General features: G+C 70.1%; 8 protein-coding genes and 1 pseudogene. 7 read left to right on the forward strand and 2 right to left on the reverse strand.

Annotated features, from left to right (window positions below):
• Positions 1-68: 68 nt before the first annotated feature.
• The 7 genes and pseudogenes from ACYVLQ_RS23655 (at position 69) to ACYVLQ_RS23685 (ending at position 11552) form a co-directional block, all read left to right on the forward strand.
• Positions 69-4667: an ATP-dependent helicase gene (locus ACYVLQ_RS23655; protein WP_460699708.1), complete on the forward strand. Its 4599-nt coding sequence runs from the start codon at positions 69-71 to the stop codon at positions 4665-4667.
• 18 nt (positions 4668-4685) lie between these two features.
• Positions 4686-5450 (forward strand): DNA-formamidopyrimidine glycosylase family protein, encoded by a 765-nt coding sequence (locus ACYVLQ_RS23660; RefSeq protein ID WP_460699754.1) that lies wholly within the window; start codon positions 4686-4688, stop codon positions 5448-5450.
• A 153-nt stretch (positions 5451-5603) separates the two neighbouring features.
• Positions 5604-5780, forward strand: coding sequence for a hypothetical protein (locus tag ACYVLQ_RS23665; RefSeq protein ID WP_460699709.1), 177 nt, complete (start codon positions 5604-5606; stop codon positions 5778-5780).
• A gap of 82 nt (positions 5781-5862) precedes the next feature.
• Positions 5863-6889 (forward strand): annotated as a pseudogene (locus tag ACYVLQ_RS23670) (hydroxysqualene dehydroxylase).
• Between the two features lie 29 nt (positions 6890-6918).
• Complete coding sequence (locus tag ACYVLQ_RS23675) at positions 6919-7527, forward strand: TetR/AcrR family transcriptional regulator (RefSeq protein WP_460699755.1); 609 nt, start codon at positions 6919-6921, stop codon at positions 7525-7527.
• Between the two features lie 13 nt (positions 7528-7540).
• A complete protein-coding gene (locus tag ACYVLQ_RS23680; RefSeq protein ID WP_460699710.1) occupies positions 7541-7918 on the forward strand; it encodes a hypothetical protein in 378 nt (125 codons plus the stop codon).
• A 43-nt stretch (positions 7919-7961) separates the two neighbouring features.
• The gene (locus ACYVLQ_RS23685) at positions 7962-11552 is read left to right on the forward strand and encodes an nSTAND1 domain-containing NTPase (protein WP_460699711.1); all 3591 of its coding nucleotides are present in this window, start codon (positions 7962-7964) and stop codon (positions 11550-11552) included.
• A gap of 135 nt (positions 11553-11687) precedes the next feature.
• Here the strand turns inward: ACYVLQ_RS23685 and ACYVLQ_RS23690 are convergent, their stop codons facing one another.
• Positions 11688-13439, reverse strand: coding sequence for a glycerol-3-phosphate dehydrogenase/oxidase (locus tag ACYVLQ_RS23690; protein WP_460699712.1), 1752 nt, complete (start codon positions 13437-13439; stop codon positions 11688-11690).
• Between the two features lie 467 nt (positions 13440-13906).
• Complete coding sequence (locus ACYVLQ_RS23695; protein ID WP_460699713.1) at positions 13907-15085, reverse strand: aminotransferase-like domain-containing protein; 1179 nt, start codon at positions 15083-15085, stop codon at positions 13907-13909.
• Between the last annotated feature and the right edge of the window lie 15 nt (positions 15086-15100).

Consider the following 15100-nt stretch of genomic DNA (forward strand, 5'->3'; position numbering starts at 1 on the left):
AGCTCCCTCCTGATGCCCGCGCGGCGCGACCCGCGTTCCTGTCGGTGCCGGGGTGCACACTGGGGTCCATGGACCAGTTCTCCCGCCCCACCCAGGAGTGGTTCGACGGTGCGTTCCCCGCACCGACGGCCGCTCAGCTGGGTGCGTGGAAGGCCATCGCGGCCGGGGAGCATACGCTGGTCGTCGCGCCGACCGGTTCCGGCAAGACGCTGTCGGCCTTCCTCTGGGCGGTCGACCAGCTGGCCACGCGGGAGCAGTCGGACACCCCGCGCAAGACGTCGGTGCTCTACATCTCGCCGCTCAAGGCGCTGGCGGTGGATGTCGAGCGCAATCTGCGCGCGCCGTTGGTCGGGGTCACGCAGACGGCCAAGCGGCTGGGCCTGCCCGCGCCGGAGATCAGCGTCGGGGTGCGCTCGGGCGACACCACGGCCGCCGCGCGCCGCACGCTGCAGCGCACCCCGCCCGACATCCTCATCACCACGCCCGAATCGCTGTACCTCATGCTGACCTCGGCCGCCCGGGAGACACTGAGCGAGGTACACACCGTGATCGTCGACGAGGTGCACGCCATCGCAGGCTCCAAACGCGGTGCGCACCTGGCGCTTTCGCTGGCCCGACTGGACCTGCTCACCGAGCGTCCGGCACAGCGGATCGGGCTGTCGGCCACGGTGCGCCCGCCGGAGGAGGTGGGTCGCTTCCTGGTGGGCCCGACGCCGATCACCATCGTGTCGCCCCCGGCGCCGAAGACGTTCGACCTGTCGGTCCGGGTGCCGGTGGCGGATATGACCGAGCCGGACGAGTCCGGCGAGTCGGACCGCCCGGGGTCGATCTGGCCACATGTCGACTCCGCGATCGTGGATCTCGTACTCGCGCATCGATCGTCGATCGTGTTCGCGAACTCGAGACGCCTGTCCGAGCGGCTGACGGCCCGCCTGAACGAGACCTACGCCGAACAGGTCGGCCAGTCGGTCGAGACCGAACACGAGCTGCCCTCGCAGCTGGGCCTGCCCTCCGATGTGAGCCACGGTGCGGCCGCACTGCTGGCGCGCGCCCACCACGGGTCGGTGAGCAAGGAGCAGCGCGCGCTGATCGAGGACGACCTCAAGAGCGGGCGGCTGCGCTGCGTGGTCGCGACCAGCAGCCTGGAACTCGGCATCGATATGGGCGCCGTCGATCTGGTGGTGCAGGTGGAGGCGCCGCCCTCGGTGGCCAGCGGGCTGCAGCGGGTCGGTCGCGCCGGACATCAGGTCGGCGAGATCTCCCGCGGCGTGATCTTCCCCAAGCACCGCACCGACGTGATCCACTGCGCGGTGACCTCGATGCGCATGACGGCCGGGCAGATCGAGGAGCTGCGGATTCCGGCGCACCCTCTCGATGTACTGGCCCAGCAGACGGTCGCGGCCTGCGCGCTGGATCCGATCGATGTCGACACCTGGTTCGACATCGTCAGGAGCACCGGCAATTACGCGTCACTGCCCAGGTCCGCTTACGAATCGGTCTTGGACCTGCTGTCGGGCCGCTACCCGTCCGACGAGTTCGCCGAACTGCGCCCCCGCGTGGTGTGGGACCGCGACGCGGGCACGCTGACGGGGCGGCCCGGGGCCCAGCGGCTCGCCGTCACCTCCGGCGGCGCGATTCCGGACCGCGGCCTGTTCCCGGTGTTCATGGTCGGCGAACGAGCCTCGCGGGTGGGCGAACTCGACGAGGAGATGGTCTACGAGTCGCGGGTGGGCGACGTCTTCGCCCTGGGCGCCACCAGCTGGCGGATCGAGGAGATCACCCACGACCGCGTCCTGGTCACCCCGGCGTTCGGCCTGCCCGGCCGACTTCCGTTCTGGCACGGCGATTCCCTCGGACGCCCGGCCGAATTGGGCGGCGCCCTGGGCGAATTCGTGCGCAAGGCCGGACAGGCGGTGGAGCGCGCGCCCACGGCATCCCCGGGGTCCACCGACCTCGAACAGGTGGTGCACGCCGCGGGCCTGGACGATTTCGCGACCGCCAACCTGGTATCCCTGCTGAGCGAGCAGCGTCAGGCCACCGGCCACCTGCCCACCGACCGCACGCTGCTGGTCGAGCGCTTCCGCGACGAGCTCGGCGACTGGCGGCTGATCCTGCATTCGCCGTACGGGCTCCCCGTGCACGCGCCCTGGGCCCTGGCGGTGGGCTCGCGGCTACGCGAACAGTTCGGGGTGGACGCCGCGCCGACCGCCGCCGACGACGGGATCGTGGTCCGGCTGCCCGACACCACCGACGACCCGCCGGGCGCCGAGCTGTTCGTCTTCGAGCCGGACGAGATAGACGAGATCGTCACCGAGCAGGTCGGCAGTTCGGCCCTGTTCGCGTCCCGATTCCGGGAGTGCGCCGCCCGCGCGCTGCTGCTGCCCCGCCGCGATCCGGGCCGCCGCGCCCCGCTGTGGCAGCAGCGGCAGCGCGCGGCCCAATTGCTGGATGTGGCACGCAAATTCCCCGATTTCCCGATCCTGCTGGAGACGGTGCGCGAATGCCTGCAGGACGTCTACGACCTGTCCTCCCTGCACGAGCTGCTGGGAAATGTCGCTCGGCGCAAGCTGCGGCTCGTGGAGGTGGAGACGGCGGCGCCGTCGCCGTTCGCCAACGCGCTGCTGTTCGACTACATCGGGCAGTTCATCTACGAGGGCGACAGTCCGCTGGCCGAACGGCGAGCCGCCGCGCTCTCGCTGGATTCCTCCCTGCTCGCCGAACTGCTCGGCCGGGTCGAGCTGCGCGAGTTGCTGGACGCGGCGGTCATCGACCTGACCGAGCGAGAACTGCAGCGCCGCACGCCCGAGCGGCAGGCCCGCGACGCGGAGGGCCTGGCCGATCTGCTGCGGCTGCTGGGCCCGCTCACCCCGGCCGAGGCGGCGCTGCGCAGCCTCGACGATCCGCGGCCGTGGTTCGAGGAACTGTCGAAAGCCCGTCGCGCCCTGGAGGTTTCGTTCGCGGGCGAGACCTGGTGGGCGGCCGCGGAGGATGCGTCCCGGCTGCGCGACGCACTGGGCGTGCCGCTGCCGATCGGAACGCCCGCCGCGTTCATCGAGCCGGTCGCCGACCCGCTGGGTGATCTGGTCGGCCGCTACGCCCGCACGCACGGCCCCTTCATGCTCGACGCGGTGGCTCACCGCTTCGGGATCGGGCCCGCGGTCGCCGCCACCGCCCTGCACCGATTGGCCGCCGAAAAGCGCGTCGTGGAGGGCGAATTCACGCCCGGTTCGACCGGCGCCGAATGGTGCGACAGCCAGGTGCTGCGCCGGTTGCGGCGGCGGTCGCTGGCCGCGGCGCGCAAGGAGGTGGAGCCGGTCGCGACGGCGGCCTTCGCGCGGTTCCTGCCCGCCTGGCAGCACATCGGCACGGGCGGCGCGCGCGGGGTGGACGGTGTCGCGGCGGTCGTCGAACAGCTTGCGGGCGTGCCGATTCCGGCCTCGGCGTGGGAGTCGCTGATCCTGCCGTCGCGGGTGCGCGACTACTCCCCGGCCATGCTGGACGAGCTGATGGCCACCGGCGAGGTGATCTGGTCCGGGCACGGCTCGATCACCGCCACGGACGGCTGGATCGCGCTGCATCCCGCCGAGCAGGCCGGGCTCACTCTCCCCCCGCCCGACGAGATCGACCTCACCGAGACCCAGGTCCAGTTGCTGCTCGCACTGGGAGCGACGGTCGTACCGGAATCGCCTGCGCCACAGCAGACCCCAGGTGCTGCCGGAACCGGCGGTCGCATCCAAGTGCTCCCAGGCGCCGGTGGAGCCTACTTCTTCCGGCAGCTGTCCGACTCCACCGGGCTGCTCGACGACGCCGCGGTCACCTCGGCGCTGTGGGAATTGGTGTGGGCCGGGTACGTGGCCGGGGACACCTTCGCGCCCGTGCGGGCCATGCTGTCGGGGGCGACCCGAAGCACCTCCGCGCACCGCACACCGCGCAGGACTCCGCGCGGCAGGGCCTATCTGCCACGGCCTGCCATGCCGACCCGGACCGGCTCCCCGACCGTGGCCGGACGCTGGTCGCTGCTGCCGGAGCGGATCGCGGACAATACGGTCCGCGCCCAAGCCACCGCCGATCTCCTGCTGGAGCGCTACGGCGTGCTCACCCGCGGATCGGTGCAGAGCGAGGGCGTGCCCGGCGGGTTCGCGCTGATGTACCGGGTACTCACCGAATTCGAGGACCACGGCCGTTGCCGCCGCGGCTATTTCGTGGATTCACTCGGCGGCGCGCAGTTCTCCACCACCGACGTGGTGGATCGAATGCGCTCGTTCGATACCGAACGCTCCGAACGCGCGCCGGGCGAGGCGCTCGCGCTGGCCGCCTGCGATCCGGCCAATCCGTACGGCGCGGCACTGCCGTGGCCGAAGGACTCCGAGGGCGGCGGCCACCGCCCGGGGCGCAAGGCCGGTGCCCTGGTGGTCCTGGCCGACGGCGAACTCGCCCTGTATCTGGAACGCGGCGGCAAGACCCTGCTCACCTTCACCGAGGATCCGCAGATCCGCACCCGGGCCGCCGCCGCCCTCGCGGGCCTCGTCCGCGACCGCCGCGTCGATTCACTGGTGATCGACCGGGTCGACGGAGAGTCGGTGCACGGCAACACCTTCGCCACCTTCCTCACAGAGGCGGGTTTCGCGCCGACGCCGCGGGGGTTCCGGTTGCGGAGCAAGCCTTGAGTGGCAGTCGGGGCCGACGTGCCCGAGGGTGACGTCGTCTATCGCACCGCCACGCGGCTCGCCGCGGCGCTTGCCGGAAAGAAGCTGACACGCAGCGACTTCCGAGTTCCGAGATATGCCACCCTCGATCTTCGCGGCCAGCCGGTCGAGGGCGTCGGCAGCTACGGTAAGCACCTGTTCGTGCGCACACCGGCGGTGAGCGTCCACACCCACCTGAAGATGGAGGGCGAGTGGCGGGTTTACCGACCGGGCCAGCGCTGGACCAAACCCGCGTTCACGGCCCGGCTGGTGCTGGCCGCCGAAGACGCCGAGGCCGTGGGTTTCTCGCTCGGGCTGGTCGAGGTGCTCCGCCGCGCCGACGAGCACACCGCCATCGACCATCTGGGCCCGGATCTCCTCGGGCCGAACTGGGACGCCGAGGAAGCGGTACGGCGGCTGGCGCAACACCCCGACCAGCCCATCGGCCTGGCCCTGCTCGACCAGCGCAACCTCGCCGGTATCGGGAACATCTACCGCAGCGAGGCCTGTTTCCTGCGCCGCGTCCACCCCGCCACCCCCGTCGGCGCGATAGCCGACCTCCCGGCCCTGGTGGACGAGGCGCACCGCATCCTCACCAAGGCCACCCACGAACCCCCCTGGCGCGCACTGGCCTACGGCCGCCAACGCCAACCCTGCCGCCGCTGCGGCACCACCATGCTGGTCCACCTGCTCGGCGACGACACCGCCACCCGGGCCGAGCGCGGCATCTACTTCTGCCCCCGCTGCCAGCCGCCGCCCGACTAGCCACGTACGACAGCTCGCCCGCGTCGGCCCGCACGAGTTTTCCGGTTCCGCAGCGGCGCCCCGAGGATTGCTAGCCACAAATTTGCTAACACTCCGGCATCCGCTGCCGACTACACCGCGACAGGGATTCCGACGACGACGGAGAGCGGGCGAATGGCAGCGATGACGGCCAGGCGGCGGGTCGTCGGCATCGCCGTACAGCTGTTCGTCGCATGCGTCGCGACCGCGGTGACCGTGATCTTCACCTACGTGTTGCTGCAGCAGCATCCCCAGGGCAGCGTCCCCCGGCCGACCGGACAGCAGCCACCCGCGGCCGCCGTGCCGCACTGAGCGTCGCAACCCGCCGAATTCCTTGACCGCGCAATGCCACCCGGATAACTTACAGAATGTTAGTTATCTGAGGAGGGTCGCCATGGGCGAGCAGCAGTTCGAGGATCCCCGGCGATACGTGGTCGTCGGGGGCGGTCTGGCCGGGCTCGCCGCCGCCGTCTGGCTGGCCGAGGCCGGGAAGCAGGCACGCTGCTGGAGCGGCGGGGGCGGCTCGGCGGGCGCACCCACGCCATGCGGGCCGAGCCGGTCGACGACATTCCCGACAACGGGCAGCACGTCATCGCCAGCGGCTACGACCATCTGTTCCGGTATCTCGAATCCATCGGCACCCGACGTTTCGTGGCCTTTCCGCAGCGCGCGACGCTGCGCTGGCCGGACGGCCGCAAGACGACCATGGCCACATCACCGGCGCGCTCGCCCTGTTCGAGCGTCTCGGCGTGGAGGTGCGATACCGCGCGGTGGCCCGGCGGATCCGGATCGTCGACGGCGCGGTCACCGGGGTCGCACTCGCCGACGGTACGGAGATCCCGGCCGATGCGGTGGTCTGCGCCGTGCCCAACTCCACTATCGGCGGACTGCTCGACGATCTGCCCGAGCACGCCGAAATCTACGCCGCCGCAGATAAATTGGGGTACACGCCGATCGTCAGCACCAACCTCTACCTGGACCGCGCCCTGGGCACCGAGGCCGAGTTCGAGGCGCTCATCGGCGGCACCGGCGTCATCGACGAGGTCTTCGACCGCCAGCGCATGCACAAGCGCTCCACCGACGCCGCATGGCTGTACTGCGTGACCACCAGCGGCGCGTACGAGCAGATCCACAAGAGCAACGACGAGATCGTCACCGAGCAGATGGACCTGCTGCGACGCTATTACCCCGCGGCTCGCGACGCGAAAGTCGTTACGGCCCAGGTGGTCAAGATGCCCAAGGCGACGTTCTCCCAGGTGCTGGGCACGCACGGGCTGCGTCCGCCGCAGCGGACCTCGGTGACCACCCTGGTGCTGGCGGGCGACTGGACCGCCACCGACTGGTCGGCCACCATGGAGAGCGCCGCGCAGAGCGCCGCGCGGGCGGTGGATCTGCTGCTCGAGTTACCTTCGGTGACGTGAGCGCCGATCGTCCCGCCGTCAAACGCCGCATGTCGGCCGCCGACCGGCGCGCCCAGTTGCTGGACGTCACGCGGGACATCGTCGCCGCCGAGGGCTTCACCGCCGTGAGCATCGACCGGGTGGCCCGCGCCGCCGACGTCACGCGGGCGGTCGTGTACCAGCAGTTCGCGGATCTGCCCGGGCTGGTGGCGGCGCTGCTGGAGCGCGAGCGCGCCATCGCGCTCGCCGGTGTCGACAGCGTCGACCGCCCGGCACCCGCGGGCGATGTGGACGCGGTCGGCCGCGGCATCCTCGCGTATCTGCATGCGGCACCGGACAGTTGGCGCATCATACTGCGCCCGCCCGACGGTGCGCCGCCCGAGTTGCGCGAGCAGATCGAGCTCGGCCGCGCCTACGCCCGCCGGGTGGGCGCGCGCCATTTGTCCCGATTCGCGGGCGTGCACGTCGATCCGGACGGCCCTACGGAGCGAATCCTGTTGGCGGCCATGGAGGAACTGGCCCGGCTGCACCTGGAGGACCCTGCGGCACACCCCGACGAGCTGGTGCTCGGCTACCTCCGCTCGCTGGTGTCGTGGGCGGCGGAGGTCGAACGCGGCGACGGTTATGTTGTTAGCCTGTACGGCACAGCACCTCGATGAGCAGGGGGTCGGCGTGGATCCGTTCACTGTTATCGCGACGGCGTTGGTTGCCGGTGCGGCCGCTGGGGGTCAGGACGCGGCGTCGGCCGCGGTTCGCGACGCCTATACGGCGATCCGCGACCGTATCCGGCACGGCGCCGCGGCACCGGAGGCGGCGACAGCGACCATCGAGGCGATGGAAGCTGCTCCGGAGGCCGACGTATCAGGTATCGAGGAGGCGTTGACACGCGCGGGCGTCGTCGATGACGACCGGCTACGGACGATGGCGAACGAGTTGCTTTCGCTGCTCCCCCAGGATCAGGTCGATCGAGCCGCCAACCGAATCGATCTGCGAGGCGCTCAGGGCGTGCAGCTCGGGAACCACAACACCCAGCACAATACCTTCCGTTGACGACCTGTGTGCCGATGTGCGATGAGCGGGGGTTCGCGCCGTGGTGGGAACAGACGATGAGAACGGTGACAGCGCGGGGCGTGACGGCGATCGCGTCGTGGACGCCCGTGGCGCGCAGGGAGTGGTTGTCGGCGACGGAAACACACAGATCATCTACAACTACCGCCGCACCTGGTCGGACGATGTCGCGCCCGCGCCGCTGATCGACGTCCGCGGGGATGTCGAATCCCCGTATCGGGGCCTGGGTCGGTTCACCGAGCGCGACGCGCCGTTCTTCTTCGGCCGTGATATCGCCATCGATGCTGTGCTGCAACGGCTTACACACCTGATATCGCGGCCCGGACTACTGATCGTGTCGGGTGTGTCCGGCGCCGGGAAGTCGTCGCTGCTGCGAGCGGGTGTCATTCCGCGGATCCGTGGTACGGGCCTGCCCGGGGCTCCCGAGGCACGTGACCGGCCGTGCCTCGTGGTGACGCCGGGTCATGCGCCGCTGGATGAACTGGCCGTGGCGACGGCGCGCATGGCCGGGCTGGATGCGGCGACGGTGCGGCGGGAACTCCGCGCGGATCCGACCTCGTTCGCGCTCATCGCATCTCAGGCGGCTACGGCCGTCGGCCCGCGGTCCCAGCCGGGCGAGCACGGTGGTGTGTTGCTGGTGGTCGACCAGTTCGAGCAGGTGTTCACGCAGTGCACCGACGGTGCTCAGCGCCGCGCGGTCGTCACGGCCCTGCACGCCGCCGCGACAACCAGGCTCGGTGCCGGGGAGCGCCCGTCGGCCGCGGTGGTGTTGGTGGTCCGCGCCGACTTCGAGGCCCGCTGCGCCGAGTTCGAGCAGTTGATCGACGCGGTCCAGGACCGGTATCTGGTAACCGCCATGTCCGAGCGGCAGTTGCGTCTGGCGATCACCGAACCGGCCAAGAAGGCGGGATCCCGTGTCGACGACGATCTCACCGGTCAGTTGATCAGTGAAATGCTGTATAGCACAACCGATTCCGATTCGCCGACAACCACGTCCCGGGCCGGTGTGCTGCCCTTGCTGTCCTACGCCCTGGATCGGGCATGGCGGACCCGCGCGGGCGATACGCTGACCGCGGCCGACTACGAGCGCGCCGGCGGTATCGAGCGCGCGGTGGCCGAGAGCGCGCAACGCGTCTACGACTCGCTCACCCCGCCACAGCGAACGATTGCCCGGCGGATCTTCATTCGGCTCGCTGTGACCGGCGAGGGCGGCGATACCGCCGACCGCGTTGCACGGAGCGATCTGACGCCCGGCGACCCCGCCGGTGATGTCGATGCCGTGCTCGAGGCGTTCGCGGCCGAACGCCTGTTGATCCTGGGTGCGGACACCGTGGAGGTCAGCCATGAGATCGTGTTCACCGCCTGGCCACTGCTTCGCGACACCTGGCTGGCCGAAACCCACGACAGTCGCGTCGTGTGCACCCGGATGCGCACCGCCGCGGCCGAATGGGACCGACACGGCCGCGACCCGGCGTACCTGTATTCCGGCAGTGTGCTGGATACCGCCGCCACCACCGTCGACGCGATCACGGCCGAGCCGTCGCGGTATCCGCGCCTCGGTGACACCGAAACAGAGTTCCTGGCCGCCGCGCTCGGTGCCCGCCGGCGCCGTGCTCGGCAGCGCCGTGCCCTGCGGGGCCTGCTGCTGGTGCTGGTGGTCGCCCTGACCGCCGCTACCGTCGTGGCGTTCCGGGCCAGCGCCGCCTCGGCCCGTCAACGCGATATCGCCGTGGCACGAGACCTCATCAGCCGCAGCGACCTGCTGGCCGCCACAGATCCGGCAGGCTCGCGATTCTCCGCCCTCGCCGCGTGGCGCATCGATCCCGGGCCCGAAAGCCGCTATGCGGTGCTCACCGCCGCTCGCAACCCCCTGATCGCGATCCTGCGCGGCCATGACGGCGCGCTGGCGTCGAGCCGGGACGGCAGGACCCTGGCGTTCTCTACCGCGGATGACGGAGTACAGTTGTGGGACAAGGTAACTCGTCATCCGATCGGTGACCCGCTGCCCGCCCCCGGTGGGGCTCGGGCGATCGCTTTCAGCCCGGACGGGGCGACCCTCACGATTGCCGGAGGCCACGGCAACGCACGGCTGTGGAACACCTCGACGCGGCTCCCGCACGGAGACCCGCTCCGCGATGGCGGCGCCTCGACGCTGGCGATCAGTACGGACGGCAGTACCCTCGCGACACGCGACGACGACAACGCGGTGCGGTTGTGGAATCTCGCCACGCGCCAGCAGACCGGGGACACCATCGTTCCCGGTCGCGGAGTGAATCGCGGAACGTTCAGTCCGGACGGCAAGACCTTCGCCACCAACGACGCGAATACCGTGCAGCTGTGGGAAACGGCCACCGGCCGCCCGGCCGGTGCCGATCTTCCGGTCCCTGCCCGTGCGCTGATATCCCTGGCGTTCAGCCACGACGGCGCGACGCTCGCCACGGTCGACGACGAGGCGACCCGGCTGTGGGAGACCGCCACCGGCCGGGAACTCGGAACCCTGCCCGACAGCGCAGGCGTCGTGACGAACGTGGTGTTCGGCCCGGACGGCTCTGTTGTGGCCACCGGTGCCGCCGACGGCCTCGTGCGACTGTGGGACACCGCCACGCTGCAGCCGGTCGGCGACCCTCTCACCGGCCACACCGGCGCCATCCGGTCACTCACATTCGGTTCGGGCATCATCGCCTCGGCCCAGGGTGACGGCACCGTTCGAGTGTGGGATCCGATTGTGCGGCAACCGGTTCGCGGAATGGTGATCGATGACGGCAGCGCCACGACGACGGCGGCGCTCGGCCGGAACGGCGCGATCCTCGCCACCCGCGGCGACGACGATCGCGTGCGGCTGTGGAACACCGCCACCGGCGACCAGATCGGCGAACCTCTCACTCCGCCGGGCAAATTCACGTCGCTGGCATTCAGCCCCGACGGCGCCACGCTCGCGGCCGCCGCCGAGGACGGCCCGTTACGAACCTGGGACCTCCGCACCCGCCGACAGGCCGAGACCCCGATCCCGAACGATCCCGGCACCATTCGGTCGGTCGCGTACAGTCCGGACGGCAGCACCCTCGCCACCGGGAGCTTCGACGGCACCGTAGGGCTGTGGGACACCTCGACACACAGTCGGCGCGGCGACTCGTGGACTCCGACCGGAGGCGCGAACTCGATCATTTTCGGCCGCGACGGCGAGACCCTGCTCACCCTCGGCCTCGTCGGCCGCACCATCCGGACCTGGGATATCGGCAGTCACCAGCAGACCGGCGACGCCCTCGCCGCCGCCGACACCGTGAACTACATGGCGCTCAGCCCCGACGGCGACACCCTCGCCGTCACCACCATCGCCGACACCGTCCAGCTGTGGGACATGACCACCCGTCGTGCCATCGACGCCCCGGCGCGCGCCGCCGACAACGGTTCGGCAATCCCCATGGCCGCGGTCGCCTTCGGCCCGGAAGGAAAGTCCCTGCTCACCTTCGACCCCGAAAGACTCATGAAGATCTGGGACACCGAGAGCACTGCGGACCCCGTGGCCACCCTCTGCTCATGGGCCGACGGATCCTTCACCGAAGACCAATGGAAACTGCGCGTACCAGGCGTGACCTATAAGGACCCCTGCCCCTGAACCGATCACGAAATGTTCGTAGAGCACTTGGTTTCCTTGCGCAGCGCGGAAATCCGCGCTACCGAAAGGAGACACAGATGTCCGAGGAGATTCTCGCCGCCGGTCAGTGCGCGGGCGACGCTGACGCCCGCACACTCACCCTTCCGTCGGCACCGGCTCCAGGATCTCCGGCCGCGGCTCCGGTGCCGCGGCGCGCAGCGCGTCGGCGGAGGCGTCGTCCGGTTGGGTCTGCGAGCGGATCTCCGCCTCCACTCGGGCTCGGTAGGTGTCGACCTCGCGCTTCACTTCGGCTGTGCCCCAATCCAATACGGGTGCCACCAGATCGGCCACCTCGGCGGCGCAGTCGACGCCGCGATGCGAGTACTCGATCGAGATCCGGGTGCGGCGGGCCAGGATATCGTCCAGATGTAGCGCGCCCTCGGCCGCCGCCGCGTACACCGCCTCCACTCGGAGATAGCTGGGTGCATCCGTAATCGGTTGCAGCAGTTCGGGTTTTCCCTCCGCCAGATCCAACACATCGGTGACCAGCGAGCCGTACCGGTTGAGCAGGTGCTCGATCCGGTACGGGTGGACGCCGTAGGTCTCGGCCAAGTGCTGGGTCTGATTCAGCAGCGCGAAGTAGCCGTCGGCGCCCAGCAGCGGCACCTTGTCCGTGATGGTCGGCGAGACCCGCTGCGGAATGTCCTGTGCCGCAGCGTCGACCGCGTCGTAGGCCATCACGCGATAGGTGGTGTACTTGCCACCCGCGATCGCCACCAGGCCGGGTGCGATCCGTGCCACCGCGTGCTCGCGCGACAGCTTCGACGTCTCGTCGCTCTCCCCTGCCAGCAGCGGCCGCAGCCCGGCGTACACGCCCTGGATGTCGCCGTGGGTGAGCGGGGTGACCAGCACCTGATTGACCCGGTCGAGCAAGTAGTCGATATCGGCCTTGGTCGCGGCCGGGTGGGCCAGGTCGAGGTTCCAGTCGGTGTCGGTGGTGCCGACGATCCAGTGGTTGCTACCCCAGGGGATGACGAACAGCACCGAGGTCGGCGTGCGCAGGATCAGCGCGGTATCGCTGGCGATCCGGTCTCCGGGGACCACGATGTGCACGCCCTTGGAGGCTCGCACATGGAAGCGGCCGCGCAGCCGCGTCAGCGCCTGGATCTCGTCGGTCCACACACCCGTGGCATTGATCACCACGTGGCCGCGCACCTCGGTGGTGCGGCCGTCCTCGCTGTCGCGCACCTTCACGCCCACCACCCGGTCGGCCTCTCGCAGGAAGTTCACCACCTGGGTGGAGGTGCGGATCACCGCGCCGTAGTGGGCGGCGGTGCGGGCCACGGTCATGGTGTGACGGGCGTCGTCGACCACCGTGTCGTAGTAGGTGACGCCGCCGATCAGAGCGTCGCGGCGCACCCCCGGCGCCAGCCGCAGCGCACCCGAGCGAGTCACATGATGTTGTCCGGGAACGGATTTCGCGCCGCCCATGGTGTCGTAGAGCACCAGGCCCGACGCGACATACGGCCGCTCCCACACCCGGTGCGTGAGCGGGTAGAGGAAGCGCAGCGGCTTGACCAGATGCGGCGCCAGCGTCTTCAGGCTCAGCTCGCGCTCGTGCAGGGCCTCGCGGACCAGGCCGAACTCCAACTGCTCCAGGTAGCGCAGGCCGCCGTGGAACATCTTGGACGAGCGGCTCGAGGTGCCCGAGGCCAGGTCGCGGGCCTCCACGAGCGCGACCTCCAGACCCCGGGTGGCCGCGTCCAGCGCGATCCCCGCGCCGACCACACCGCCGCCGATCACCACCACGTCGAAGTGGTTCGCACCCAGCCGCTCCCAGGCGTCCGCACGCTGCGCGGGCCCCAGGTCGCCGGGCGATTGTGCCTGCGGTTGCGACTTCTTCGTCATAGCTCGACTCCTCCAGAACCGGTGGATCGACCTGCCCGTACGGTACTGCCAGGCTGCTCGCAGTACAGGCTATGGGAACCGTGTCACTTCCCAGCGCGGACGACACCCGTGTCGCGTCACCCGCCATTTGCTACCCGCAAGTAACCGCTACCCACACTAGCCCAGTCCTCGACACCCGGCGCTGTGATCCCCCGCGCGCGCCGAGGCGCCGATCCCGGCGACAAACCGCGCCGCCCCGCGCCGAACCCACCCGCACAGCGGGACCCGCCGATATCCAACGAGCCGCGGAGTCAGCACGGACACGAAAATGCCGATGACCCAACGCATACCACCGGCATTTCCCTACATGCTGTCCGAGATCCGGTGCGGCGGTGCCCTATCTGCCACAGTGTCGTAACGCCCGGCAGTACGGCCCGGCTGCACGAGGATCCGAGCCAACCCCGCGTCGGTGGCGGCGCGGCAGTGGATTATTCGCCCGTGGCTCGAGCCAGGAGATCGACCGCTCGCTCGAGGGTGACCGCGTCCGAGGTGGTGAAGCACAGGCGCATGGAATTGCGGTAGTCCGCGCTGACGGCGAAGGCCGCGCCGGGAACATAGGCCACACCGAGATCGACTGCGCGCGTAAGCAATTGCACCGTATCGGTGCCGTCGTTGAAGTCCAGCCACACGAACATGCCACCGTCGGCGTCGGAGCTCACCACGCGGTCGCCGAAGCGATCGCGCACCGCTCCGACCAGCGCCGTGGCGCGCTCACCGTAGATTCGGCGCACCTTGTCCACGTGGCCGGTCAGCCAGTCGTCGTCTGCGAGCAGGTCGGCGGCGATCTGCTGGGTCAGCGCCGAACCACACAGGTCGGCCCCCTGTTTCAGCAGCTCGACGCCTCGGCACACGACGTTCGGCGCAACTATCCAGCCCACCCGGAGCGTCGGGGCCAAGATCTTCGACGTGCTCGACAGCCGAATGACATTGGGCGAGTACGACGCCACCGGATCCGGCGCCGGCCGTTCGAACCACAGCTCGCCGTAGGGGTCGTCCTCGATCACCCAAAAGCCGTGCCGCTCAGCGAGTTCGGCGAGCGCTCGGCGACGATCGGCACTCAGGCTGACCCCGCGCGGATTGTGGAAATTGCTCACGGTGTGCACGACCGCGGGGCGTTCGCCGCGGTCGAGCAGTTCCGTGAGCGCGTCGATACGCATGCCGTCGGCGTCCAGCGGTACCGCGACGATCCGCGCGCCGGCCGCCCGAAACACTTGCAGCGCACCGACATACGCCGGATCCTCGACCACGACCAGAGCGCCCGGATCCAGCAGCACCTCGGCCAGCAGCGACAGCGCCTGCTGCGACCCGTGGGTGACGAAAATCTCCGCCACCGGTACCGCGCGTCCCAGTCGCACCGCTTCCCGCGCCGCGAGCACCTCGCGCAGCGGGCCCCAGCCCGCCGATTCGGTGTACTGCAGCCGGGAGCGATCGACCAGGGCCCGCTCGGCCGCCCGCGCGATCCGGTCGCGCGGCATGAGCTGCTCGTCTGGCAGGCCACCAGCCAGGCTGATGACGTCGTCGCGCGCGGTCAGCTTCAGCAGGTCACGAATCGCCGAGCTCTGCAGGCTTTCGAGGCGACGGGCCAGCGGCGGATTGAGCGACAACATGGGACCTCCGGAAAT

It is taken from the genome of Nocardia thraciensis, assembly GCF_054782435.1.

Coding starts and splice junctions, on each gene's coding strand:
- ACYVLQ_RS23655 (WP_460699708.1), top strand. CDS start 69: ATGGACCAGTTCTCCCGCCCCACCCAGGAGTGGTTCGACGGTGCGTTC.
- ACYVLQ_RS23665 (WP_460699709.1), top strand. CDS start 5,604: ATGGCAGCGATGACGGCCAGGCGGCGGGTCGTCGGCATCGCCGTACAG.
- ACYVLQ_RS23675 (WP_460699755.1), top strand. CDS start 6,919: ATGTCGGCCGCCGACCGGCGCGCCCAGTTGCTGGACGTCACGCGGGAC.
- ACYVLQ_RS23690 (WP_460699712.1), bottom strand. CDS start 13,439: ATGACGAAGAAGTCGCAACCGCAGGCACAATCGCCCGGCGACCTGGGG.
- ACYVLQ_RS23695 (WP_460699713.1), bottom strand. CDS start 15,085: ATGTTGTCGCTCAATCCGCCGCTGGCCCGTCGCCTCGAAAGCCTGCAG.